Consider the following 25,394-nt stretch of genomic DNA (forward strand, 5'->3'; position numbering starts at 1 on the left):
CGTTCTTCACCAGCCGTGCCGGGGTCACTCCGGTGCGTACGTGCCCGGATCCGGCATCCGGCCGCCCATCAGGCGTGACGGGCCGGGGACCGTTGGGACGCAACAGATCGACCGATCGGCGACCGACCGGTACCCGACATCGGCGACGCCGAAAAGTGTGATGTACGCGACACCTCCGGCCGCTCGGCCGGACGGCGGCGGACCACATCCTGGACCGTCATTTAATGAGGTTCGTCGATATTGACGCACGTCACAGGCGCGGACAGAATCCCAGCACCACCACCAGGACCCCTCCGGGAGGGCCCCATGAACCGTCCCCGCCTGCCGCTCCTGCGGACCGCCGGCCGGATGACCGCGCTCGTCGCGGCCGCCGCCGGCATGCTGCTCACCGCCGCCGCACCCGCCGTCGCCGCCGCGCCCGCCGGTCGCTACGTCGCGCTCGGCGACTCCTACACCTCCGCACCGCTCGTGCCCACCCAGGTCGACCTGAACTGCCTGCGCTCCAACCGCAACTACCCGTCCCTGGTGGCGGCGTCCGCCGGCTCCTCGTCGTTCGCCGACGTGAGCTGCTCCGGAGCCACCACCGAGGACATCCTGTACGGCGGCGACGGGGCGCTGGGCATCGCGCTGCCGCCGCAGGTCAACGCCGTCACGTCGGCCACCGCGCTGGTGACCGTCCAGATCGGCGGCAACGACATCGGCTTCTCCGGCATCATCAGCGACTGCGCCGAGGCGAGCGTGAGCAGCCCGCTCGGCTCGCCCTGCAAGAACCGGTTCACCGCGGGCGGCACCGACCAGTTGCGGGCCCGGATCGCCGCCGCCGCGCCGAAGGTGGCAGCCGTGCTGCGGGCGGTCCGCCAGGCCGCGCCGAACGCGCGCGTGGTGGTGCTCGGGTACCCGGCGATCCTGCCCGACAGCGGCTACGGCTGCTGGCCGGTGGTGCCGATCGCCTACCAGGACGTGCCGTACCTGCGCGGCGTCCAGAAGGCGCTCAACACGATGCTGGCCGACACGGCGGCGGCGGGCGGCGCGAGCTACGCCGACGTCTACACCCCGTCGATCGGCCGGGACTCGTGCAAGGGCAGCGGCACCCGCTGGGTGGAGGGGCTGGTGCCGCAGAACGCCGCCGCGCCGTTCCACCCCAACGCCCGGGGAGAGCAGGGCATGGCCACCGCCCTGCTGGCGCACCTGAGCTGACCCGGCCCGGGTGAGCCGGTCCCGCTCGGGCGGGACCGGCTCACCGGCGTGCGGCCTCACGCCCGGGTGATGCGGACCGCGTCGGCGACCACGTACCCGGTGCCGGCGCTCCAGCGGCTCACCCCGACCTTGTCGCCGGTCCCGGCGGCGAGCGTGAACACGCCGAGCGAGACCCAGCGCCCGCCGCCGGTGCGCTGGTCGACCACCACCGACCGGTTGCCGGTCGTGGTGGCCACCAGGTACGGGGTGCGGTCGTTGTAGCCGGGGTCGGCCGGGTACCACACCGACACCTCGTAGGAGCCGGTCGCGGGCAGGCTCGCCCGGAACCAGGCCACGTCGCTGGACGCCACCGGCGCGGCGAAGCGGTAGTCGGCGCCGTAGCGCTGCCCGGAGTACGCGGAGGTGCCCCAGGCGGCGCCCGCGCTGAACCCGCCCGACGTGGCGTTGTCGACTGTGACGCTCCACGTCGCGGGCGGGGTGCCGGCCCGTACGTCCAGGTAGTTGCGGTCGATCTTCATGGTCACGCCGCCCCACGTCTCGGTGACGTCCCCGGCGTACTGGTGCAGGCGCTGCTGGTCGGCGTAGCGGTCGTCGGCGCAGTACGTGCCCCCGTCGGTGTCCGCGACGCCGTTCCACCAGGCGATCCAGATCTGGTCCAGGCGCAGGTACCGGGTGTCGTGGTAGGCGGCGCAGACGTCGGTGATGCCGGACGAGCCGCTGGAGTACATGCCGGCGAGGTAGCCGCGCGTGTGCAGGCGCTCGACCCAGCCGGAGAGGAAGGAGAGCACCGCGGCCCGGCAGCTCGCGTTCGACGGGTACTGCTCGATGTCGTTGTAGAGCGTGCTGCCGGCGCCGATGCCGAGCGCCACCGCCGCGGCGACCGCGCTGTCCGCCGCGGTTCTCCCCTGCCCGCGGGCGGTGGCCGGGTCGGCGGACATCTTCGGCGTACGGGTGCCGCACGGCGCCTGGTAGCCCAGCTCGATGGGGATGAGCCGCCAGCCCTTGCGGGTCTGGTCGGCGACCCAGGTCGCGGTCAGGTTGGGTTGGGCGCACGTCCGGCTGCCGCCGCTGATGTAGACGCCGACCGCGCGGTACGGCGACGCGGTCAGCCAGGCGTCCATCGCGGCCTGCGACGGCGCGGTGCAGGTGTCGAAGCCCTTGCCGGTGAAGGTGCCGGGCTGCGGGCCGACCGCGGCGACGGTGGCCGCTGTCCCGGCGGCGGGCTGCGGCTCGGCGACAGCCGGTGTCCCGGCGCGGGCCGGGACGGCCGAAGCCTGCGCCGGTACGGCCGCGGCCGCGAGCACGGCGAGAAGTGTCAGGGCCGTGGCGATCGCTCTCATCGGCGCCCCTCCTGTGAAGGATTCCTCGCTCGACGGCGAGACTTGGGCAGGATTTCTACCACGCATCGACGGATGACGACAGATGATGATGGCGAAAGTTTTCACGACGGAAACGATCATTGAAGGGTATCGACAGAACGGCGGGTGCCGGTATAGCGTGCCCGCACTCACATCCGTCGATCGGTGAAGCGCCGTCACCCGAGGAGCGCCATGCCCACGTCACGATCCCCCCGTCTGCGACGCCGAGGTCTGCTCGGCGTACCCGCCCTGGTGGCCGCCGCCCTCGCGGTGGCCGTCCGTCCCGGTACGGCGCACGCCGCGCCGAAGGCCGAGTGCCTCGCCGACCTGCTCGGGGAGCAGTGATGGCCACCATTCCCTGGCTGGTGGACGTGCTGCGTGGCGCCGGCGTACAGGTCGTGGTCGAGGGCGACTGGCTCAACCGGATGCGCTCCGGCTCGTTCGACCCGATCGGCGTGCTCTGGCACCACACCGCCGCCACGTCCAGCGCCACCAACCCGCACCCGGCGCTGAACATCTGCATCAACGGCCGGTCCGACCTGCCCGGCCCGCTCTGCCAGGCGCTCGTGGACTACCACGGCGTGTTCCACGTGATCTCCGCCGGCCGGTGCAACCACGCCGGCACCAGCGGCGGCAGCGGCCCGATCCCGGCCGGGGACGGCAACACCCTGATGATCGGGTGGGAGATCGACTACAACGGTGTCGACCAGCGGATGACCACCGCCCAGTACAACGCGAGCATCGCGGCCACCGCCGCCGTGCTCAAGCGGCTCGGCCGGGACTCCAGCTACGCCCGCGGCCACCGGGAGACCAGCACCACCGGCAAGATCGACCCGTCCTTCATCGACCTGAACACGATGCGCGCCGACGTGGCCGCCAAGATGGCCGGCGGTGGCACCGGCTGGACGTCGATCGTGGACAACGCGACGGCGGGCCGGTTCACCGCGAGCGCGAGCTGGGGCACCTCGACGTACTCCGGGCAGCGCTACGGCGCCGACTACCGCTACGCGGACCCGGTCGCCGCGAGCGACGCGGCCTGGTACAAGTTCAACGTTCCCCGCACCGGCAACTACCGGGTCGAGGCGTGGTGGCCGGCGAACGCGGGCTACAACGCGGCCACGCCGTACGTCGTCGCCACCACCACCGGCAACCGGACGGTAGTGGTCGACCAGCGGGCGACCGGCGGGCAGTGGCGCTCGCTCGGCACGTTCACGCTGCCGGCCGGGGACGCCAACCGCGTCGCGGTCAGCCGATGGAGCTCCGCCGCCGGCCTGGTCATCGCCGACGCGGTCCGGCTGACCGAGGTCTGACCCCGGGCGTACCGACGCGGCCGGGTGGGCGCCCCACCCGGCCGCGTCCGCCGTCGGTCAGCGCAGCGACCGGAAGGCGGCCCGCATCTCCTGGGCGAACAGCTCCGGCTGCTCCCAGGCGGCGAAGTGCCCGCCCCGGTCGAGCGTGTTGTAGTGGATCAGGTTCGGGTACGCCCGCTCGGCCCAGCTGCGCGGCGCGAGCAGGATCTCGTCCGGGAACTGGCTCACCGCGGCCGGGACCTGCACGCCCTTGGCGGCGAAGAACGACAGCGCGTTCTGTGCGTAGAGCCGGGCCGAGGACACACCCGTGTTCGTGAGCCAGTAGAGCGTGACGTTGTCCAGGATGTCGTCACGGCTCAGGCCGCCGGGCCGGCCGGCGAACGCGGCGCAGATCAGGTCCAGGCTCGCGGCGTCGTGGTCGAGCATGAACGTCGCCAGCCCGACCGGCGAGTCGGCGAGCGCGGTCAGGGTCTCCGGGCGGGTGGTCATGATCAGCGCGTACGCGGAGTGCTTCCAGAAGAAGTCGATCCGCTCGCAGGCGGCCCGTTCCTCGGCCGAGAGCCCGGACGGCAGGTCGGCGAGGGGGTTGTTCACGCCGGTGATGCCGGTCTGCAACAGCGCGTCGATGTCCGGCGGCACCACGCACGGCATGTTCGTGTGGATGCCGGCCAGTTCCGGCGGCGCCTGCACGCCGAGCATGTCGGTGATCAGCGCGCCCCAGTCGCCACCCTGGGCCACGAACCGGGTGTAGCCCAGCCGCCGCATCAGTTCGGTCCAGGCGCGGGCGATGTGCTGCGGATCCCAGCCGGGCCGGTCCGGCTTGCCGGAGAAGCCGTAGCCGGGCATCGACGGGATCACCAGGTGGAACGCGTCCGAGGCGTGGCCGCCGTGCGCCGTCGGGTCGGTGAGCGGACCGATGATCTTCAGCTGTTCGATCACCGACCCGGGCCAGCCGTGCGTGACGATCAGCGGCAGCGCGTCGGGGTGCGGCGAGCGTACGTGGATGAAGTGGATGTCCAGGCCGTCGATCTCGGTGACGAAGTTCGGCAGGTCGTTGAGCCGCGCCTCGACCTTGCGCCAGTCGTACCCGGTGGCCCAGTAGCGGGCGAGCGCCTGGCTGGTCTCCAGCGGGACGCCCTGCGACTGGTCGTCCACGGTCTGCCGTTCCGGCCAGCGGGTGGCCGCGATCCGGTTCCGCAGGTCCTCCAGGTCCGCCTCCGGCACGTCGACGCGGAAGTCGCGGATGCCGGCGGCGGTACGCGTCGGCGTCATGGTCTTGACGGCCACGGGTTGTCCTCCTCGGGTCGGGTCAGGGACCGAACGTGAAGACGTACGCGCGGAGACCGGACCGCTCGGCGCGCAGGGTGAGCCGGTGCTCCCCCGGCGTCGCGCCGTCCACCAGCCGGATCATCGCGGCCCGGTCGACGACGGCCGTGCCGTCCGGGTCCACGTCGGCGCCGCGCGCGTCACCGGCCGGTTTCCCGTCCAGCAGCACCCGAACCGCTGCCGGTCCCTCCGGTCCCGGGTCGGCCACCAGGTTCACCTCACCGGCGGTGAACGGCAGGACCAGTTCCGCCCCGGCACTGCCCGTCTCGACGTACTCGCCCTCGACCCGCCAGTCGCCGGTCAGCGCGTACGTGCCGGGAACACCCCGGTCGGCGCCGAGGTAGGTCTCCGGGGTGATCCCGGCGTACGTGGGCTGCGGGCTGGTCACGAACGCGGTCACCTCCGCGGTGACCGGCGGCAGCGCGGGCGTGGGCGTGGCGGCCTCGACCAGCCGCCGGATCAGCGCCTCGGTCCGGTCGTAGCCGCCCTCGCCGATCCAGCGGTCGGCCAGCCGCCCGTCGGCGTCGAAGAGGTACCTGGCCGGCCAGGCGTCGTTGCGCAGGGCCCGCCAGAACGTGTAGTCGTCGTCGATCGCGATCGGGTAGGTGAGCCCGTGGTCGCGGATCGCCCGGTCGATGTTCTCCGGAAGCCGGCCGAACGCGAACTCCGGCGCGTGCGCGCCGATCACCGTGACCCCCAGGTCGCGGTAGTCGCGGTGCCAGGCCCGCACGTACGGGGCGGTACGGATCCAGTTCACGCAGGTGTACTCCCAGACGTCCACCAGGACCACGCGTCCGCGCAGCTCCTGCGGCGTCAGCGGCGCGGAGTTCACCCACCGGTGGACGTCGATCGGCGGCAGCCGGGTCGCCACCGCGGCCCCCGTCATCCGGCCGCGCCGCGCGGTGATGGTGTGCCGGTCATGCGGGCTCCCTTCCGAGTACGTCCGGCGGCGGTTACCCGGAGGGCGCGGCTTCGAACGGGCCGCCCGCCCGGCCCGCGGGCGTTTGCCCCCGGCCCGGCCGGGTAGGACGCTGCGCCACCCGAGGGCGGGCCGTGCAGGCGGCGTGGGCGGCCGGGACGTCGCGGAGGGTCGATGACGGCTGGACCAGGGCGGGCACAGGCGCCGTCGGGCGAGGTGGTGGAGCTGCGGGTGCACGGCGTCTCCGCGGGCGGGGCCGCCGAGGTGCTGGACCGGCCGCTGGTCCGGCAGGTCGCGGGTGACCGCAGCGCCGGCTTCTACCGTCCCCGTCACGGACACGCCGACGAGCACGGGGCGGGCGGGGTGACGCTGGAGGCGTACCAGTGGAACGACCTGCCGTCCGGCACCGCGCTGCGTACCCTCTCGCTGCTGTTCCTGATGCCCTTCATGCTGCTCAACGTGGCCGTGTGGATGCGGCCGGGGGACGCGGTCGGCGGCGCGGTCGTGCGGGCGCTGTGCCGGGTGCTGGGGTTGAGCCTGACCGCGCTGTACGTGCTCGCCGGCGCCGGGGTGGCGCTGGACCTGGTGGCCTGGCAGTGCCTGTCCGTCCCGGCCTGCATCGCCGACCGGGAGTGGCTGTCCTGGATGGGCGGGCGGCCGGTGGGGCTGCGGCTCGTGGTGCTGGCGCTGGTCCCGGCCGCCGCGGTGAGCCTGGTCTGGTGGGGCGCCCGGCGGCCGGGTCGCTCGTTCACCGCGTTCCGGGCGCCGGAGCGGGCGTCCGCCGGGCCGCCGCTGAGCACGATCGGCCAGTGGGACGCCGAGCCGCTGATGGGCCGGCTGCGTTCGATCCACATCGCGGCGGCCTTCGCCACCCTCGACGGCTGTCTGCTGGCCGCCCGGGCCGCGCAGGGTGTCCCGCCCACTGTGGCGGCGCTGCTGGCGGTCACCGGCGCGGTGCTGCTCGCCTGCGTGGTACTGGTCTGCGTTCCGCCGCTCGTCGACCGGGCGCCCACCGACCCGCGACGTGACCGGGTCGCCCGTGCGCTGCGCGCTACAGCGGTCGGGCTCACCGTCGTGGTGGCCGGGTACCTGCTGTTCGCCCCGGCCCGCTGGCGTACCGGCGGGGGCCTGCCCGGCTACGGCTCGATCCTGACCTGGCTGCTGGTGACGCACGCGGTCCTGCTGGGCGCACTGGGTGCCGTGCTGCTCTGGCACCGCCTGCGGGTACGCGGCCACCGGCCGCCGAACGGGCTCGGCGCGCTCGTGGTCGCGGCGGCGGCGGGCGGGCTCGCGGTCGCGTACTCCGCCGAGCTGGTCCAGCGCACCGCCGACCTGCTGGACCGGGGCGTGTCCCCGGCGGACGACATACCGGGTCCGGCGCGCGCGTACACCTGGGCGATCTACGGTTTCTTCCGGGCGCTGCTGGTCACGCTCGCGGCCGCCGCAGTGGTGGCGCTGGTGTCCCGGCGCGGCCGGACACGGGCCGCCCAGGCGATCGTCGAGCGGGACTTCCCGGCGCCGCCGGCCGAGGCGGCGCCGCGGCTGCGGCAGGTCCGGACGATGATCGTCCGGGCCCGGTTCACCGACCTGATGGTGCCGTTGGCGGTGCTGTTCGCCGTCATGGCCGGGGCGGGCGCGGCGACCACCGCGATGGCGCTGGTCCGTCCCGAGCCGGGCGAGACGCTGGAACGCCGCACGCACGTCCCGGCCGAGCTGGTCATGTTCGGCATCGAGGTGGGCGGGGTGGCGATCTCGGCGGCGGTGCTGGCCCTCATCCTCGCAGGGGTCTTCGCCTACCGCAGCCCTGGGTTCCGGCACCACGTCGGCGTGCTCTTCGACCTGGCCACGTTCTGGCCCCGGGCGGCGCACCCGTTCGCACCGCCCTGCTACGCCGAGCGGGCCGTGCCGGAGCTGGCCCGGCGGATCACGTACCTGGTGCACAGCGGCAGCGGGGTGCTGCTCTCCGGCTACAGCCACGGATCGGTGCTCGTCGCCGCGACAGTCCTGCAACTGCCGGCGGAGATCAGCGCACGGGTCGCCCTGCTCACCTACAGCTCGCCGCTGCGTCGGCTCTACGCCCGGTTGTTCCCCGCCTACGTGGGCGACGAGATGCTGCGCGGGATCGGCGGCCGGGTGGGGTGGCGGTGGCGCAACCTGTGGCGGGACACCGACGCGCTGGGCGGATGGATCTTCTCCCCACACCGCGCGGACGAGCCGGCCCGCGTCAGCGGCCCGGAGGCGGCGGTGGATCGCCGTCTCCGGGATCCGGAGAGTTTGGTGGCGCCCGCCTGGGACAGCGTCCCGCCGCCGATCCAGGGTCACCTCCCGTCCGAGGACGACCCGGCGTACGCCGAGACGGTGCGGGACCTGGCCGGGCGGCTGCGCGCCACCGGACCGTGACGCGGACGGGTCACGCCGGAGGGTGGTCCGCCTCGAACCGGTCCCGGGTGAGGAACGCCAGCCTCGCCCGCTTGTCCGGCATGTCGATCTCGTCGCCGAGCGTGAAGCCCTCGATGCGCAGCCGGCGCAGCATCGCGTCGTTGCGCACGTCCGGCTCGACCACCACGCGGCGCGCGGCCGGGTCCCGCAGCAGGAACCGGACCAGGGCCGGGAAGACCGCCCCGGTCAGCGAACCGGGATACCGCCGGGGCGCGTCGAGCAGCAGGTGGATCCCGACGTCGCCGGGCAGCACCGGGTAGCGGTCGCCGACCGGGTCCGCCTCCGGCTGGTAGGTCTGGAACAGCCCGATCGGCTCGCCGTCGAGCCGGATCAGGTACGCGTGGTGGGTGTCCAGCCCGTCGACGAACGCGTAGATCTCGCGTACCTCGTCGATTGTGTGCGAGCCCATGCCCCAGAACCGGTTGCGGGGCCGGACCACCCAGCCGTGCAGCAGTTCGGCGTGCCGGTCGGGGCGTACCGGCTCCAGCGCCAGCTCGCCGAGGCCGGGGATCCTTTCCAGGTGGATCACGTCGACTCGTCTCCCGTCAGTGGGCCGGCGGGCACCGGGATCAGCGTCCCGGCGGCCCAGTGGGTGAGTTGGTCGGCGAAGTGCGCGTCGCCGGGGCGCCCGGATGCGCCGAACGGGACGATCCAGCGGCTGGCCGCCCGGTCGGTCAGGTCCCACACGTAGCGGGCCACCGGGCCGCGCCAGCAGGCGTCGGAGACGCCCGGCACGCTGGACGTGGCCAGCACGCAGTCGGTGTCACCGGCCAGCGCCACCCGCTGCCGCATCGCCGCGACCGCGTCGGTGACCGCCGGGGCGACACCCAGATGCACCGGGTGCAGCAGGTGCCGGCCGCCCCACTCACCGGGCGCCGGGCCGGCGGCCACCTCGGCCAGCGCCTCGGCCGCCGGTGCCGCGAGGCCGGCGCCGAACTCGGCGGCGAGGTGGTCCAGCGCCAGGCCGATCCGGGCGGCCGGGTCGGTCCAGGGGGCGAACAGCTCGTCGAACCCGCACGGCTCGTCGAGGCCACGCAACCTCGGGTGTACGCGCAACCGCCGGGCCAGCGCCGCCCGCCAGGCCGCGTACGCGCCGGCCCCGGCCGAGCCGGCCGCCATCGCCCGGTCCCATCCGCGCAGCCGCAGCAGCAGCGCGCGGGCGGGTTCGTCGAGCCGGTCCGGGTCGAGCCGGTCGAGCAGCCGGTACAGCGGTCCGGCCGGGAGCCGGTCGTCCGTGTGCACTGTGGACGGCTCGGCGCCGTCGGCGAGCAGCGCCCGGATCCGGCGGGCCCGGTGCGGCGGGGCGAAGTCGGCACCGTGCGCTGCGACGTCGTCGCGCCGGTCGTTGGCGCACACCGCCACGCCGTCGACCTGCTCGTCGACCAGCGGCAGGTAGCCGCCCCGCCACCGGTAGGCCGGCTCCCAGGCCGGCACGGGTTCCCGGCGGCACCGCTCGTCACGTACCGGGACCAGGCCCGCGACCAGGCGGCGGACGCCTCCCCCGGTGTCGGCGGCGAGCACGCTGTTGACCGGCTCGACCCAGTGGCGCAGCGCGTCGGCGACGTCGCCCGTACGCCGGGCACGCAGCAGCGGCAGCAACGCCTCGAAGCCGAGCCGGGCCTCGACCCGGCTCGGGGTGCGCAGGGCGATCGCCTCGCCGGTGACCCGGTCGTGGTCGATCACCGGCCCGCGGGGCGTCTCGATCACCTCGACCGTCTCCGGGGCGCCGCCGCGAACCTCGATCTCCTCGACGTGGCGCGCGGCGGGCGTCCAGCCGTCGGCGTCGCGCACCAGCACGCGGTCACCGTCGCGGCGCAGCCGTTCGCGGTAGAGGTCCTGGTAGTCGGCCATCGCGTTGGTGACGGCCCAGGCCACGCGGCCGGTGTGGCCGAAGTGCGGCACGCCCGGCACGCCGGGGAAGGCCAGACCGACCACGTCGAACTCCGGGCAGGCCAGCCGGACCTGCTGGTAGACGCCGGGGAGTTCGAGCAGCCGGTGCGGGTCACCGGCGATCAGCGGGCCGCGCCCGGTGGCCGGATCGGCGGGCACCGCCCAGGCGTTGCTGCCGGACGAGGCCGGTCCCTCGACCGCGAACAGTCCGGCCGCCTCGGGGCCGAGCGTCCGGGCCACGTGCGCGTGCCAGAGCTTGTTCGGGAACGTGGAGAACAGCACGTGCTGGACGAGGAACACGCCGAGCGGTGACCAGGGGTGCCACGGTTCGGGCGCGGTGCCGGTGGCGGCGAACTCCGGCGCGGCGGCGGCGCCCTCGGCGAGTCCGGAGTTGACCCCGTCGACGTACGCCTCGACCCACCGCCGGGTGTCAGGGTCCAGCCGCTCGTAGCAGCGCCGGGCGGTGTCGTCCAGCCGTACGCGGCGGGCGAACCGGTCCCACGCCAGCTCGGCCGGGCCGACGTGGGCGGCCAGGCGACCCTCGGCGCGCCAACGTTCGACACTGATCTGCCAGGCCCGGTCGACAGCGGCGACACGCCCCTGCAGACGCGCCAGCGCGTCGGCGTCGCCGGCCCACAACTGGGGCACGCCCCACTGATCGCGATCGACGTGTGTCATCGTCTCGCGCCGCCTCGGCGCGCCGGGCGACGGTTCCGTTCGACAGTCAACTTAGGATAACCTCCCCTAACCGAGGGCGACCTTACCGCGACGCGGGCGGGACGCCAACCGGCAGTACATGCGGGACAAAGCACCCCGAGTCGTGCTTGCTAGTTAGGCCAGCCTAACCTAACCTGATCGCCGCGGCTGATCGCCGCGCGTCCTGTCCGTACGACCGCTGGGAAGTCGCATGAGTTCGATCGGGAGCCCGACCGGCGCCGCGCCCGCCGACACCGGCAGCGCCGCCGCCACGGCACGCGGCCACCTGTTCAACGCCGGCTCGCTCGGTCGGTACCGGGACGTGCTGGCGCGCGGCGTGGACCGGGTCGCCCGCCGGGTGGGCGAGGCGGACCGGCCGTTCACCGGCGTCACGCCCGACGAGCTGGCGCCGCTCATCGGTGCCATCGACCTGGACCGGCCGCTCGGCGACACCGACGCCGCCCTGGACGAGCTGCACGACGTGTGGCTGCGTGACGCGGTCTACTTCCACCACCCGCGCTACCTGGCCCACCTGAACTGCCCGGTGGTCATCCCGGCGCTGCTCGGCGAGGCGGTGCTCAGCGCCGTCAACTCCTCACTGGACACCTGGGACCAGAGCGCCGGTGCGACGCTGATGGAGCGGCGCCTGATCGAGTGGACCGCCGGGCGCATCGGGCTCGGCGCCACCGCCGACGGGGTCTTCACCAGCGGCGGCACCCAGTCGAACCTCCAGGCGATGCTGCTGGCGCGCGAGGAGGCGTACCGCACTGTGGTGGGCGGCGGCACGACCGGTCGGCCGGACCGGCCGCAGGTGCTGTCCAGGCTGCGCATCCTCACCTCCGCGGCCGGGCACTTCAGCGTGCAGAAGGCCGCCAAGCTGCTCGGCCTGGCCGCCGACGCGGTGCTCACCGTGCCCACCGACGCCACCCGCCGGATGCGCACCGACGAGCTGGCCCGCACGATCGACAGCTGCCACCGCGACGGTCAGGTGGTGATGGCCGTCGTCGCCACCGCCGGCACCACCGACTTCGGCACCGTCGACCCGCTGCCGGAGATCGCCGACATCTGCGCCGCCGCGGGGGTCTGGCTGCATGTCGACGCCGCGTACGGCTGCGGCCTGCTGGTCTCACCCACCCGCCGGCACCTGCTCGACGGCATCGAACGGGCCGCGTCGGTGACAGTGGACTACCACAAGTCGTTCTTCCAGCCGGTCAGCTCCAGCGCGCTGCTGGTCCGCGACGGCCGGGTGCTGCGCCACGCCACCTGGCACGCCGACTACCTCAACCCGGTCCGCGCGGTCGAGCAGGGGATCCCGAACCAGGTCGACAAGAGCATCCAGACCACCCGCCGCTTCGACGCGTGCAAGCTCTGGCTGACCCTGCGGATCATGGGACCGGACGCGATCGGCACGCTGTTCGACCAGGTCGTCGACCTCGCGGCGCAGGCGTGGCGGCGGCTGGACGCCGACCCGCGCTTCGAGGTGGCCGCGCCGTCGCAGCTGAGCACAGTGGTCTTCCGGTACCGGCCGTCCGGTCTCGCCCCCGATCTGGTCGACGAGGCCAACCTGCACGCCCGCGACGCGCTCGCCGCCTCCGGCGCGGCCCTGGTCGCCGGCACCAAGGTCGACGGCGCCCACCACCTGAAGCTCACCCTGCTCAACCCCGAGACCGCAGTGGACGACGTCGCCCACGTGCTGGACCTCATCGCCGACCACGCCGCCTGGTACGCCCGGACCGCGGCCGCCGCCGAGCTGTCCTGCCCGGTCTGACCCCCCGTCGAGGAGAACGAGAATCCCCATGTCGACCCACGACTTCATCGCCGTCGGGCTGGGCCCCTACAACCTCGGCCTGGCCTGCCTCACCGCGCCGATCGACGACCTCGACGGCCTGTTCCTGGAGGCCCGCGACAGCTTCGACTGGCATCCCGGCATGCTGCTCGAATCCACCCGGCTCCAGACGCCGTTCATCGCCGACCTGGTCACGCTCGCGGACCCGACCTCGCCGTACTCGTTCCTGAGTTACCTCAAGGAGACCGGCCGGCTCTACCCGTTCTACATCCGGGAGAGCTTCTTCCCGCTGCGCGCCGAGTACAACGACTACTGCCGCTGGGCCGCCGGGAAGCTGCCGAACCTGCGCTTCCGGCACAGCGTCACCGCTGTCGAGTACGACGAGAGCGACGACCGGTACGTGGTGCACGCGGACACGCCGGACGGGCCGGTCACCCACCGGGCCCGGCACCTCGTGCTCGGCACCGGCACGCCGCCGTACCTGCCGCCCGCCTGCGCCGGCCTGGGCGGTGACATGATCCACAACTCGCGCTACCTGGAGCACCGGGAGGCGCTGCGGGCCAAGGACAGCATCACGGTCGTCGGCAGCGGCCAGAGCGCCGCGGAGATCTACCACGACCTGCTCGGCGACATCGACACGTACGGCTACCAGCTCACCTGGGTGACCCGCTCGCCACGGTTCTTCCCGCTGGAGTACACCAAGCTCACGCTGGAGATGACCTCGCCGGACTACGTGGACTACTTCCACGCGCTGCCCGAGCCGACCCGCTACGCGCTGGAGGCCGCGCAGAAGCCGCTGTTCAAGGGCATCAACGCCGACCTGATCAACGACATCTACGACCTGCTGTACGCCAAGAGCCTGCACGGACCGGCGCCGACGCGCCTGCTGACCAACACCGAGCTGGCCGAGGCGGCGTACACCGACGGCCGCTACCGGCTCGGGCTGCGCCACACAGAGCAGGACCGCGCGTTCACCCTCGACACGGAAGGACTGGTGCTGGCCACCGGCTACCACTACCGGGTGCCGGAGTTCCTCGCGCCGGTACGCGACCGGCTCCGCTTCGACGCGCACGGCCGCTTCGACGTGGCCCGCAACTACAGCATCGACCACACCGGCCGGGGCGTGTTCCTCCAGAACGGCGGCACCCACACGCACAGCATCACCTCGCCCGACCTGGGCATGGGTCCGTACCGCAACTCGTGGCTGATCCGGGAGATGACCGGCCGGGAGCACTACCCGGTGGAGAAGACCATCGCCTTCCAGGAGTTCGGCGCGCCGGCCGGAGCGCCGGCATGAGCGCCCGCATGACCACCTTCACCCGCGTCGACGACGCGCTGGGCGAGTTCACGCTGCGCCCGCTGGACCCGGACGCCGACGCCGCGCTGCTGCACCGCTGGGTCACCCATCCCAAGTCCGCGTTCTGGCTGATGCAGGACGCCGACGTGGCGGCGGTCGCCGCCGAGTACCGGCGCATCGCCGACCATCCGCACCACGACGCGTACCTGGGTTCGTGGCGCGGCGCTCCGGCGTTCCTGGCCGAGCGGTACGACCCGGCCCGGGTGGAGCTGGTCGGCCTGTACGACCCGGAGCCCGGCGACGTGGGCATGCACTTCCTCTGCGCACCCGCCGACACGCCGGTGCACGGCTTCACCCGTGCCGTCATCACCACGGTGTTGGCCTGGCTGTTCGCCGACCCGGCGACGCGCCGGGTGGTGGTGGAGCCGGACGTGCGCAACACGGCGGTGCACGCGCTCAACGCGGCAGTCGGCTTCACAGTCGTCGGCCCGATCCGCAAGCCCGAGAAGGAGGCGCTGCTCAGCGTCTGCACCCGGGACCAGTTCCGGGCCGCCACCGGCGCGCCCGCAGGCGAGGAAGGGGCACCGGCGTGAACGCCAGCGCATCCGTGGACCACCTGACCCCCGAGGCGTGGGCGACGGCCAACCGGCTGCTGGTGCGCAAGGCGCTCGCCGAGTTCGCCCACGAGCGCCTGATCACCCCCGAGCCCGACGGCCCGGGACGGTGGCTGGTCGGCAGCGACGACGGCAGCGTCGAGTACCGGTTCGCCGCGCAGCGGCTGGCGCTGGACCACTGGGAGGTCGACGCGGACAGCATCGTGCGCCGCCGCGACGGCGCGGAGCTGCCGCCCGACGCCGTGGACCTGTGCGTGGAGCTGCGCGGGGCGCTCGGCCTCACCGACGCGATCCTGCCGGTCTACCTGGAGGAGGTCACCTCCACGCTGGCCGGGACCGCGTACAAGCTCGCGAAGCCCGCGCTGAGCGCCGCCGAGCTGGCCGCCGCCGACTTCCAGGCGATCGAGACCGGCATGACCGAGGGGCATCCCTGCTTCGTGGCCAACAACGGCCGCATCGGCTTCGGAGTGCACGAATACCACGCGTACGCCCCGGAGGCCGCCGCGCCGGTACGGCTGCTCTGGCTCGCCGCGCACCGCGACCACACCACGTTCACCTGCGCCGACGACCTGGACTACGACACGCTGGTCCGGGCCGAGCTGGGCGAGCAGACGATTGCCGGGTTCACCGCCACGCTCACCGGGCTGGGCCTGGACCCGGCCGACTACCTGTTCGTCCCGGTGCACCCGTGGCAGTGGTGGAACAAGCTCGCCGTCACGTTCGCCGGTGAGGTGGCCGCGCGCCGGCTGGTCTGCCTCGGCGAGGGGCCGGACGAGTACCTGGCGCAGCAGTCCATCCGTACCTTCTTCAACGTCACCGACCCGGCCAAGCACTACGTGAAGACCGCGCTGTCGGTGCTGAACATGGGCTTCATGCGCGGGTTGTCCGCCGCGTACATGGAGGCGACGCCCGCGATCAACGACTGGCTGGCCGGGCTGATCGAGGGCGACCCGGTGCTCAAGCGCACCGGACTGTCGATCATCCGGGAGCGGGCCGCCATCGGTTACCGGCACCGGCAGTACGAGGCGGCGACCGACAGGTACTCCCCGTACCGGAAGATGCTGGCGGCGCTCTGGCGGGAGAGCCCGGTACCAGGGCTGGAACCCGGGCGGCGGCTGGCCACCATGGCCTCGCTGCTGCACCTGGACCGGGACGGGCGGTCGCTCGCGGCCGCGCTGATCGACGAGTCGGGGCTGGCGCCGGCCGACTGGCTGCGCCGCTACCTGGACGCCTACCTGGTGCCGCTGCTGCACAGCCTGTACGCCCACGACCTGGCGTTCATGCCGCACGGCGAGAACGTCATCCTGGTGCTGCACGACGGCGTGGTCGAGCGGGTCGTCTTCAAGGACATCGCCGAGGAGATCGTGGTGATGAACCCGGAGGCGGACCTGCCGGAGCGGGTGCGGCGGATCCGGGCCGCGATCCCCGAGGACGAGAAGATCCTGTCCATCTTCACCGACGTGTTCGACTGCTTCCTGCGGCACCTGAGCGCCGCCCTGCACACCCGGGGCGTCCTCGACCAGGACGAGTTCTGGCGCACCGTCGCCGAGTGCGCCGCCGACTACGCCGCGACAGTGCCGCACCTGGCCGACCGGATGCGCCGGCACGACCTGTTCGCGCCGGAGTTCACGCTGTCCTGCCTCAACCGGCTCCAGCTGCGCAACAACCAGCAGATGGTGGACCTGTCCGACCCGTCCGCCGCGTTGCAGTTCGCCGGCACGCTGGTCAACCCGCTCGCCCCGTACGCACCGCGCGACTGATGGCATGACGGAAGCGGGCCGGCGCGATGCGCCGGCCCGCTTCCGTCGGTGGTGGGGACGATCAGTTCTCCGCGCGACCGGCCCGCCAGTAGCCCATGAACGCCACCGCGCGCCGGTCCATGCCCCGCTCGGTGACCAGGTGCCGGCGCAGGCCGCGGATCACCGCCGCCTCCCCGGCCAGCCAGGCGTAGAGCGCCGCGCCGTCGGGCCGCTCCGGCACCTCCCACAGGATGTCCCGGTCCACGTCCACCTCGGCCAGCGGTGCGGCGGCCACCGCGACCGGTACCGGCACCAGCCGCCCGGCCAGACTTGTCACGGCCGGGGTGAGCCGGCTGCCGTGCGGGGCGCCGTCGCGGGGCAGCCAGGTCACGGTGACGCCGGCCGGAGCCCGGCAGGGCAGCTCGTCGCCGGTCTCCGGCACCTCCACCAGCGCGTGCCCGCGCGCCTCGGCGGGCAGCCGCTCCAGGATCGCGCAGATCGCCGGCGCGGCGGTCTCGTCGCCGGCCAGCAGCAGCGTCGCGCCGGCCGGCGGCTGGAACTCGACCCCGCCGTGCGGGCCGTCCCAGCCGGCGTCCGGGCCGACGACGGCGATCCGGTCGCCGAGCCGCGCCCGCCGGGCCCACCGGGTGGCCGGGCCGCCGTCGCCGTGCAGCGCCATGTCCACGTCCACCTCGTACGCCTCCGGCCGGACGGCGCGGACCGTGTACGTGCGGATCGGGCTGCGCAGCGCGTCCGGCAGCTCACGCCACCGCGGGAACCAGTCCGGCCCGTCGGGCAGCTCCCCCGGCGCGCCGTCGACCGGCGGCAGGGCCAGCTTGATCCGTTGGTCGTACCCGTTGTCGGCGAACCGGTCCAGGTCCGGGCCGGTGAGCGTCACCCGCAGGAAGGACGGGCCGAGCCGGCGTAGCGCGCGGACCTCGACGGTGAAGACTCGCCAGGGCGCGACGGCCAGGGTGCTGGTCATGCGTCATTCCTCTCACGGCCGGTGGGGGCTGCGTCGGTGAACGGGCTAACGGGCGGCTGCCGCGGCGCGGGAACGCCACAGCAACCAGACGAAGTACGGGGTGCCGATCATGGCGGTGACCAGACCGGCGGGGACCTGGGCGGGAGCGATGACGCTGCGGCCGAGCGTGTCGGCGAGGCTGACCAGGGTGGCGCCGAGCAGCACCGCGACCGGCAGGACGCGGGTGTGTCGCCCGCCGACGAGCGCCCGAGCCGCGTGCGGCGCGACCAGGCCGACGAAGCCGATCACGCCGACCGCCGACACGGCGGTGGCGGTGAGCAACGCCGCCAGGCCGAGCGCGACCAGCCGGGCACGTTCCAGCCGGACGCCGAGCACCCGGGGCGTGTCGTCGTCGAGCGCGAGCAGGTCCAGCTCGCGGCGTACGGCGGCGACCACCGGCAGCGCGATCAGCAGCGCGATCGCCACCGGCAGCACCTGCGGCGCGGTACGCCCGTAGGTGGAGCCGGACAGCCAGGTCAGCGCCTTGCCGGTGTTCCACGGGTCGGACGACACCACGATGAACGTGATGATCGCCGTACCGCCCTGCCAGACCGCGAACCCGATCAGCACCAGCCGGTCGGAGTTGAGCCCCCGCCGCCGGGCCAGGCCGTAGACCAGCGCGAACGCGACGACCGCGCCGAGACCGGCGGCGCCGGACAGGGCGAGCACGCCGGCCATCGGCGCGAACGTCAGCAGCGACACCGCGCCGATGCCGGCGCCGCCGGTGATGCCGAGGATGCCCGGTTCGGCGAGCGGGTTGCGGCACACCGCCTGCACGGTGGTGCCGGCCAGGGCCAGCGCGGCGCCGGCCAGCAGCGCCGCGGCGACCCGCGGCCAGCGGGCGTCCAGCACGAATGTGTACGCCGGTCCGGTGCGGCCCTGCACCCAGTTGACGATGTCCCCGAGCAGCACCCACGTGTCACCGGCGAGCATGCCGAGCACCAGCGCGGCGGTGACGACGACCGCGCAGACCGCGACGACGGTGGCGACGAAGCCGCGGGAGCGGACGGCGGCGTGGCCGCCCGGCGCCTGCCGGGTCGGTCCGGCGTCGCGGTGGCGGCGGGCCAGCCAGACCAGCAGCACCGCGCCGAAGAGCGTGGTCACCACGCCGGTCGGCACGTCGACTCCGGCCTGCCCGCCGAGCACGGCGCGCAGCAGCACGTCGGAGCCGAGCACGATGACCACGCCGACGATGCCGGACAGCGGCATCAGGATGCGGTGCCGGTGCACCTCGGGCACCCACCGGCCGAGCAGCCGGACGATCACCGGCGCGCCGAGGCCGACGAAGCCGATGGGGCCGGCCAGGGTGACCGCCGCGGCGGAGAGCAGCACCGCCAGCAGCACGACAGTCAGCCGGGTACGGCGCACGTTGAGCCCGAGCACGGTGGCGGTGTCGTCGCCGAGGGCGAGCAGGTCCAGCCGGTGCCCGAGGGCCACGAGCACCAGCGCGGCGACCCCGATCACGGGGGCGAGCTGGGTGAACGCGACCAGGTCGCCCTGCACGAGCGAGCCGTTGCCCCAGGCGAACAGGCCGATGGTGGCCTGCTCGAACAGCAGCATGAGCAGCATGGTCAGCGAGGAGAGCGCCATCGCGGTGGCCGAGCCGGCGAGGATGAGCCGGGTGGTGGCGGCCTGACCGCCGGCCGAGAGCAGCATGACCAGGGAGGCGGCGGCGAGGCCGCCGCAGAACGCCAGCCCGCCCGCGGGCAGCGCGGGCAGCGCGATCCCGAACGCGGCGGTGGCGACGATCGCCAGGTGGGCGCCCGCGTTGACGGCGAGCGTGTCCGGCGAGGCGAGCGGGTTGCGGGTGGTCGATTGCAACGCCGCGCCGGCGAAGCCGAGCGCGACGCCGACGGCCAGGCCGGTGAGCAGCCGGGGCAGGCGGGAGGCGACGAGCACCCGGGCGGTCTCGTCGTCGCCGCCGGTGATCAGCCGGAGCAGGTCCAGCGCCCCCACCGAGGAGGTGCCCTGGGTGAGGTGCACCGCGGTGATCGCGACGAGCAGCGCGGCGGCGAGGGCGAACGCGCCGGCCACCCGGCTGCGCCGGGCGGGCGGCGGCCCGACCGGGGCCGGCCGGGTGGCCGGCCCCGGCGGGGCGGGGGCGGTCATCGCGCTCAAGCCGTGTAGACCTTGACCAGCTCGTCGATGTACTGCTTGGCGGACAGCGTGCCGCCGAAGGTCCAGATGCCGTTGGGCATCTTGTGCAGCTTGTTCTGCTGGACGAACGGCAGGGAACGCCAGATCGCGTTGCCGGCGAGGCCGTCGGCGAACACGTCGGTGCCGTCCGAGGCGTTGTAGAAGAAGTGCACGTCCTGGCCCTTGAGGACGGTCATGCCCTCGACGTCGGTCTGGCCCAGGCCCCACATCTCGTCGGTCTTGCCGGTCCAGGCGTTCTTGAGGCCGAGCTGGATGCCGAGCTGGGAGACGAGCGCGCCCTGGCCGAACATCCGGATCGAGACGGTGCTGCCCTCCTTCCAGCCGTCGGCGATGGCGAACTGCTTACCGGCCGCCCCGGCGTCGGCGATCTTCTTCTTGCCGTCGGCGAGCGCGGCGTCGAAGTCGGCGAGCAGCTTGTCCGCCTGCGCGGTACGGCCGGTCGCGGTGGCGATCATCTTCAGGTCCGCGCGCATCCGGCCGATGTTGTCGGAGGCGTCGCTGCCCTTGGTGACCAGCACCGGGACGTACTTCTCCAGCTGGGTGACCACGGCGGAGCCGCGCTCGGCCTCCATCACCACGAGGTCCGGCTGGAGGGCGACGATGGAGTCGACGCTCGGCTCACCCCGGGTGCCGACGTCCTTGACGCTCGCGTCGAGCGGGGCGGCGGTCACCCAGGTGGCGTACCCCTTCGGGTCGGCCACGCCGACCGGCATCACGCCGAGGCCGACGAGCATCTCCACCTCGCCCCACTCCAGGCCGACGACCTTGGTGGCGGGGCTCTTGAGGGTGATGGTCTTGCCCCGGCTGTCGGTGACGGTGACCGGGCCGGTGGACGCGGCGTCGGAGGGGGACGGTGCGGCGGCGGGCTCCTCGGTGGTGCCGCAGCCGGCGATCAGCAGCGCGCTCGCCGCGGCGGCGGCGAGCAGGGTCAGACGGGTACGCAGCATCGGTTTCTCTTCTGTGTGCAGGAGTCGGTCAGGCGGAGACGCGGGTCGTGTGCCGGCCGACGGGACGAGTGGAGAGCAGGTTGGTGACCGGGTCGACGCTCACCTCGACGCGGATGCCGTACGCCTCGGTGAGCGCCTCCTCGGTGAACACCTCGTGCGGCGTGCCGGCGCCGCGGACCCGGCCTTCGTGCAGGAGCACCACCTGGTCGGCGACGGCGGCGGCCTGGTTGAGGTCGTGCAGCACCACACCGACGGCGACGCCGGCGGTGTCGGCGAGTTCGCGCATCAGGTCGAGGATCTCCACCTGGTAGCGCAGGTCCAGGAACGTGGTCGGCTCGTCCAGCAGCAGGATCGCGGTGTCCTGGGCCAGGCACGTGGCCAGCCAGACCCGTTGCAGCTCGCCGCCGGACAGCTCGTCGACCGGCCGGCCGGCCATGCCGTCGACGCCCGTCACCCGCATGGCCCGGTCGATCGCGGCCGGTCCGTCGAGGTCGTTCGCGCGCCACCGCTGCCGGTACGGGTGCCGGCCGTACCCGACCACGTCCCGCACCGTCACCCCGCTGGGGGTGGGGCGGCTCTGCGCGAGCAGCGTGACCCGGCGGGCGAAGTCCCGGGCGGACAGCGTCCGGGCCGGCGTGCCGTCGGCCAGCACGATCTCGCCGTGTTCCAGCGGGTGCAGGCGGGCCAGCCCGCGCAGCAGCGTCGACTTGCCGCTGCCGTTGGGGCCGACCAACGCGGTCACCGCCGCGGGCCGCAGCGTGATGGCGGCGTCGTGCACCACCGTCGTGCCGTGGTAGCCCAGCCGCAGGTCGCTGCCGCTCAAGCCGTCGGCTCGCACCGTTCTGCTCGTCACGGAGGTTAGGCTAACCTAATCAACGATCACGCTGTCAAGCCGGTCCTTCGGTCGGAATCGGCGACCCGCCGCGCATTGACACCGGTCGCGTGACGGGCGGTCACGTCGCGGTAGGCAGCGGCGACCCCGGCCAGCCCCCGGCCCAGCTCGGCGCCGCGCACCCCGGCGTACCCGATGACCAGCGCCGGTGGCCGGTCGTCGGCGCGCAGGGCGTAGAACCGGCCGCCGCGAACCAGCACGGACCGGCGCCGCGCGGCGGCCACCATGGACTCCTCAGCACACCAGCGGGGCAGCACCAGGTACGTCTGGAGGCCGCCACTGGCGTCGAGCGGCGCCACACCGGGCAGGTGGCGCGCGACGTGCTGGCGTACCGCCTGGCCGCGGCGCTGGAACTCGGCGCGCAGCCGGCGCAGGTGCCGGTCGAACGCGCCGGTGTCCACGAGCCGCGCGAAGGCGAGCTGGTCCAGCCCGGAGCAGCCGATGTCCCAGCCGGCCCGGACCCGCTCGATCGAGGCGGCCAGCCCGGTCGGCGCGGCCAGCCAGCCGAGCCGCAGCGCCGGGGCGAGGACCTTGCTGGCGCTGCCCGCGTAGACCACGCGGTCCGGCGCGACGCTCTGCAACGCGGGCATCCGCTGCGCCGGTGGCACGAACGCGGCGTCGAAGTCGTCCTCGACGACGTACCCGTCCACTGCCCGCGCCCAGTCGAGCAGTTGCTCCCGGCGCGGCCGGCTCAGCGGAGCGCCGGTGGGGAACTGGCTGGCCGGGGTGGTGAGCACGGCGCGTACGCCGGTGGCGGCCAGCTCGTCGACGCGGATGCCCTCCCGGTCCACCGGCACGCTCACCGGCCGCAGCCCGGCATCGGCGATGAACGCCCACTCCCCCGGGTGCCCGGGATCCTCGACGCCGATCGCCTCGTGTCCCTGGTCGCGCAGCACCCGGCAGAGCAGCGCCAGCCCCTGGGCGAAGCCGGACGTGATCATCAGGTGCTCGGGGCGGACGCGGACGCCCCGGACCCGGCCGAGGTAGCCGGCGAGCGTGCGGCGGACCGGCGGCAGACCGGACGGCGGGGCGTAGCCCAGTTCCCGCGGCCCGGCCGAGCGGAGCACCGCGCCGACACAGCGGATCCAGTCCTGGCGCGGGAACGTGGACACGTCGGTGCCGCCGGCGCGCAGGTCCCACACCTCCGGCGCGGGCGCCTCGTCGGCGGTGAGCGCGGAGGCGACACCGGCGCGCGCGGAGTCCGCCACCGAGGTGCCGGAACCGCGCTGCGACGTCAGGTAGCCCTCGGCGCAGAGCTGTTCGTACGCCTCGACGACCACGGTCCGGGACACGCCGAGATCAGTCGCGAGCTGCCGGGTCGACGGGACGCGCGTCCCGGGGCGCAGCGTGCCGTCGGTGATCCGGCCGCGCAGAGCGTTGCGGAGCTGCGCCGACAACGTTTCGCGCGCGTCGCCGTCAATTGACAGATTCAGATGCCACACCGATTGGTCCTCTCCCCGGTCACCGAAGTGGTATGGACAGCGGGAACCGCACTTGGTGAAAGTGTTTCCCGGGACCGCAACCCATTCCCGGCCGAACCCGGGGGGTGCCGCGCGTCCTTTTCAACGGGGGAAGTCCGATCTGTCACCGAACGCGGCCCAGCCGGTCCGCGTGGGGGCATCCGGGCTGCTCAAAGGGGGGTTCCACAGTGTCCTCATTGTCGACTGCGGTGGGTGCGGAAACCACAGACCACCGTTCGGAGACGCCGGGAGGCACGACGCCGGCCGACCGCATTCCGATTTCCGTGACCTCAATCACACTGCCGTCCATCAATCCGCTCGCGTTGTACACCGCATTGACACAAAGCCATGCCGCGCACGACGCGTACCTCTTCGAAAGCCTGGACGGGCCGGCCGCCGACCGGCAGGCCGCGGCGGTGGGCTGGGGCCGCCTCGCCGAGCTGCGGTTCCTGGCCGACAGGTGCGAGCTGACCGCCGCCGGGCCGCTGGGCGACGCGCTGCGCGCGGTGGTCACCGCCGTCCTCGGCGCGCCGGCCCGGCAGCGCGACACCACGTCCGCCTGGCACGTCCCCGGCCCGGCGCAGCTCTGGTCGGTGGTCCGCGCCGCGCAGCGGGCCTTCACCGTCGAGACGCCCGTGCCAGCCGGCCGGTTCGCCTTCGGTTTCCTCACCACCCTGGCCTACGAGGCCGCCCGCGACATGGACGAGCTGACCCTGGACCGGGCCGACGACGACCTCCCCCGGTGCGCGCTGACACTGTTCCGGCACACCGTCTGGTGGGACCTTCGCGCCGGGACGGCGCACCAGCTGCACGCCACCGGCCCGCACCTGCCGCCGCAGCCGGCACCGCCGGTGACGCGGCTGCTCACCGGCGTGCCCGCCGACCAGCCGCCGCCACCCGCGCCCACGCCGGAACGGGTGCGCGACACAGTCGACGAGGAGACGTTCGCCGAGCGGGTGCGGCGGTGCCTGCGGCACATCCGGGTCGGCGACAGCTACCAGGTGCAGATCGGCCACCGCATCGAGGTGGAGACCACCCTCACCCCGCTGGACGTCTACCGGCGCCTGCGGCACCGCAGCCCGTCACCGTACATGTACCTGGCGCCCTGGGCCGGGCGCACGGTGATCGGCGCCAGCCCGGAGCTGTTCCTGCGCCTGGACGGCGACCGGCTGTCGATGCGCCCGATCGCCGGCACCGCCGCCCGCTCGGCCGACCCGCTGACCGACCGCCGCCGGGTGGCCGAGCTGCGGGCCAGCGAGAAGGAGCGCGCCGAGCACGTCATGCTCGTCGACCTGTGCCGCAACGACATCGGCCGGGTCTGCGAGCCGGGCACGCTGTCGGTGGACGCGATGCTCGACGTCGAGCCGTTCGCGTACGTGCACCACCTGGTCTCCACCGTGTCCGGCCGCCTCGACGACGGCGCGGACGTGTGGGCGGCGGTCCGCGCCGCGTTCCCGGCCGGCACCATGACCGGCGCGCCGAAGCTGCGGTCGATGGAGATCATCGACGGGCTGGAGGCGGAGCCCCGGGGCATCTACGCGGGCGCCATCGGCCTGGTCGACGTCCGCGGGTTCGCGGTGCTCGCGCTCTGCATCCGCACCGTCGTGCACGACGGGCACCGCTACCACACCCAGGCGTCCGCCGGGGTGGTCGCCGACTCCACACCGGCCGCCGAGTGGCGGGAGACGCTGGCCAAGATGAGCGCCGCCTACTGGGCCCTGACCGGCGAGGAGCTGCTGCCGTGAAGGTCCTGCTCGTCGACGCGTACGACAGCTTCACCCACATCATCGACCAGTACCTGCGCACGCTCGGCGCGCGGACGGTGGTGGTCCGGTCCCGCGCGCGCAGCCCCCGGCACCTCGCCGCGCTGCGCCCCGACGCGGTGGTGCTCGGCCCCGGGCCCGGCCACCCCGGCGACTCCGGCCACGTCGAGCTGGTCCACGCGTTCGCCGGCCGGGTGCCGCTGCTCGGCGTCTGCCTCGGCCACCAGGCGATCGGCCTGGCGTACGGCGGCACGATCGCTGTGGCCCGGCACCTGATGCACGGCAAGACCAGCGAGGTCACGCACGACGGCCGCGGGGTGTACGCCGGGGCGCCGGCGCCGCTGACGGTCACCCGCTACCACTCGCTCATCGTCGCCGACCCGGTACCGCCCCCGCTGGAGGTGACCGCCCGCTCCGGCGACGACGGCTACGTGATGGGCCTGCGCCACCGCACGCTCGCCGTCGAGGGGGTGCAGTTCCATCCGGAGAGCGTGACCACCCAGGACGGGCTGCGGTTGTTCGACAACTTCCTGCGCGGCGTACCGGCGGCGCTGCCGGTCGCCGGCTGAGCGGCGGAGAC

The 25,394-nt window shown here is 73.8% G+C and carries 20 protein-coding genes; 10 read left to right on the top strand and 10 right to left on the bottom strand.

All coding sequences use genetic code 11. The features are described 5' to 3' along the window. Positions 1–306: 306 nt before the first annotated feature. Positions 307–1,197 carry an SGNH/GDSL hydrolase family protein gene (locus ML5_RS28770; protein WP_013477197.1) on the top strand — a complete coding sequence of 297 codons (891 nt, stop codon included), beginning with the start codon at positions 307–309 and terminating at the stop codon, positions 1,195–1,197. A 56-nt stretch (positions 1,198–1,253) separates the two neighbouring features. On the opposite strand, the gene ML5_RS28775 is transcribed toward ML5_RS28770, so the two are convergent. Continuing rightward, entirely contained in the window at positions 1,254–2,537 is a 1,284-nt protein-coding gene (locus tag ML5_RS28775) for a glycoside hydrolase domain-containing protein (RefSeq protein ID WP_013477198.1), read from the bottom strand. Positions 2,538–2,747: 210 nt separating this feature from the next. Between ML5_RS28775 and ML5_RS32475 the strand changes: the two genes are divergently transcribed. Together ML5_RS32475 and ML5_RS28780 are read left to right on the top strand one after the other, a co-directional pair. Continuing rightward, positions 2,748–2,900, top strand: coding sequence for a hypothetical protein (locus ML5_RS32475; RefSeq protein WP_013285768.1), 153 nt, complete (start codon positions 2,748–2,750; stop codon positions 2,898–2,900). Continuing rightward, positions 2,900–3,865 carry an N-acetylmuramoyl-L-alanine amidase gene (locus tag ML5_RS28780; RefSeq protein WP_013477199.1) on the top strand — a complete coding sequence of 322 codons (966 nt, stop codon included), beginning with the start codon at positions 2,900–2,902 and terminating at the stop codon, positions 3,863–3,865. The genes ML5_RS32475 and ML5_RS28780 overlap by 1 nt, the downstream gene beginning before the upstream one ends. A gap of 57 nt (positions 3,866–3,922) precedes the next feature. Here the strand turns inward: ML5_RS28780 and ML5_RS28785 are convergent, their stop codons facing one another. Next, the gene (locus ML5_RS28785) at positions 3,923–5,152 is read right to left on the bottom strand and encodes an epoxide hydrolase family protein (protein WP_013477200.1); all 1,230 of its coding nucleotides are present in this window, start codon (positions 5,150–5,152) and stop codon (positions 3,923–3,925) included. Between the two features lie 22 nt (positions 5,153–5,174). Continuing rightward, positions 5,175–6,077 carry a redoxin family protein gene (locus tag ML5_RS28790; RefSeq protein WP_013477201.1) on the bottom strand — a complete coding sequence of 301 codons (903 nt, stop codon included), beginning with the start codon at positions 6,075–6,077 and terminating at the stop codon, positions 5,175–5,177. A 207-nt stretch (positions 6,078–6,284) separates the two neighbouring features. Here ML5_RS28790 and ML5_RS28795 point away from each other — a divergent pair, with 207 nt between their 5' ends. Continuing rightward, complete coding sequence (locus ML5_RS28795; protein ID WP_013477202.1) at positions 6,285–8,510, top strand: hypothetical protein; 2,226 nt, start codon at positions 6,285–6,287, stop codon at positions 8,508–8,510. 10 nt (positions 8,511–8,520) lie between these two features. Here the strand turns inward: ML5_RS28795 and ML5_RS28800 are convergent, their stop codons facing one another. After that, positions 8,521–9,078, bottom strand: a complete 558-nt coding sequence (locus ML5_RS28800) for a GNAT family N-acetyltransferase (protein WP_013477203.1) — start codon at positions 9,076–9,078, stop codon at positions 8,521–8,523. After that, positions 9,075–11,117: a penicillin acylase family protein gene (locus ML5_RS28805; protein ID WP_013477204.1), complete on the bottom strand. Its 2,043-nt coding sequence runs from the start codon at positions 11,115–11,117 to the stop codon at positions 9,075–9,077. The genes ML5_RS28800 and ML5_RS28805 overlap by 4 nt, the downstream gene beginning before the upstream one ends. A 229-nt stretch (positions 11,118–11,346) precedes the next feature. On the opposite strand from ML5_RS28805, the gene ML5_RS28810 reads away from it, so the two are divergent. The 4 genes from ML5_RS28810 to ML5_RS28825 are packed head-to-tail and all read left to right on the top strand — an operon-like array spanning position 11,347 to position 16,592. After that, positions 11,347–12,903, top strand: a complete 1,557-nt coding sequence (locus ML5_RS28810) for an aspartate aminotransferase family protein (protein ID WP_013477205.1) — start codon at positions 11,347–11,349, stop codon at positions 12,901–12,903. A 28-nt stretch (positions 12,904–12,931) separates the two neighbouring features. Continuing rightward, on the top strand, positions 12,932–14,218 hold the full coding sequence (locus ML5_RS28815; RefSeq protein WP_013477206.1) for a lysine N(6)-hydroxylase/L-ornithine N(5)-oxygenase family protein: 1,287 nt from the start codon (positions 12,932–12,934) through the stop codon (positions 14,216–14,218). Between the two features lie 8 nt (positions 14,219–14,226). Further along, entirely contained in the window at positions 14,227–14,811 is a 585-nt protein-coding gene (locus ML5_RS28820; RefSeq protein WP_041784323.1) for a GNAT family N-acetyltransferase, read from the top strand. Next, positions 14,808–16,592, top strand: coding sequence for an IucA/IucC family siderophore biosynthesis protein (locus ML5_RS28825; RefSeq protein ID WP_013477208.1), 1,785 nt, complete (start codon positions 14,808–14,810; stop codon positions 16,590–16,592). The genes ML5_RS28820 and ML5_RS28825 overlap by 4 nt, the downstream gene beginning before the upstream one ends. A gap of 61 nt (positions 16,593–16,653) precedes the next feature. On the opposite strand, the gene ML5_RS28830 is transcribed toward ML5_RS28825, so the two are convergent. From ML5_RS28830 to ML5_RS28850, 5 genes are read right to left on the bottom strand one after another with little or no spacing between them, the layout of a single operon-like run. Further along, positions 16,654–17,556 carry a siderophore-interacting protein gene (locus ML5_RS28830; RefSeq protein WP_013477209.1) on the bottom strand — a complete coding sequence of 301 codons (903 nt, stop codon included), beginning with the start codon at positions 17,554–17,556 and terminating at the stop codon, positions 16,654–16,656. A 45-nt stretch (positions 17,557–17,601) separates the two neighbouring features. Beyond that, positions 17,602–19,704: an iron ABC transporter permease gene (locus ML5_RS28835; protein WP_013477210.1), complete on the bottom strand. Its 2,103-nt coding sequence runs from the start codon at positions 19,702–19,704 to the stop codon at positions 17,602–17,604. Between the two features lie 5 nt (positions 19,705–19,709). After that, a complete protein-coding gene (locus ML5_RS28840; RefSeq protein WP_013477211.1) occupies positions 19,710–20,699 on the bottom strand; it encodes an iron-siderophore ABC transporter substrate-binding protein in 990 nt (329 codons plus the stop codon). Between the two features lie 28 nt (positions 20,700–20,727). Beyond that, positions 20,728–21,537 (bottom strand): ABC transporter ATP-binding protein, encoded by an 810-nt coding sequence (locus tag ML5_RS28845; RefSeq protein WP_013477212.1) that lies wholly within the window; start codon positions 21,535–21,537, stop codon positions 20,728–20,730. Between the two features lie 41 nt (positions 21,538–21,578). Next, on the bottom strand, positions 21,579–22,988 hold the full coding sequence (locus ML5_RS28850; RefSeq protein ID WP_236619314.1) for a PLP-dependent aminotransferase family protein: 1,410 nt from the start codon (positions 22,986–22,988) through the stop codon (positions 21,579–21,581). Positions 22,989–23,386: 398 nt separating this feature from the next. On the opposite strand from ML5_RS28850, the gene ML5_RS28855 reads away from it, so the two are divergent. Together ML5_RS28855 and ML5_RS28860 are read left to right on the top strand one after the other, a co-directional pair. Further along, the gene (locus ML5_RS28855) at positions 23,387–24,796 is read left to right on the top strand and encodes an anthranilate synthase component I family protein (RefSeq protein ID WP_236619315.1); all 1,410 of its coding nucleotides are present in this window, start codon (positions 23,387–23,389) and stop codon (positions 24,794–24,796) included. Then, positions 24,793–25,383, top strand: coding sequence for an aminodeoxychorismate/anthranilate synthase component II (locus ML5_RS28860; protein ID WP_013285753.1), 591 nt, complete (start codon positions 24,793–24,795; stop codon positions 25,381–25,383). Before ML5_RS28855 ends, ML5_RS28860 begins: the two co-directional genes overlap by 4 nt. Positions 25,384–25,394 lie beyond the last annotated feature (11 nt).

Source organism: Micromonospora sp. L5, assembly GCF_000177655.2.
In the GTDB taxonomy this organism is placed as follows: domain Bacteria; phylum Actinomycetota; class Actinomycetes; order Mycobacteriales; family Micromonosporaceae; genus Micromonospora; species Micromonospora aurantiaca.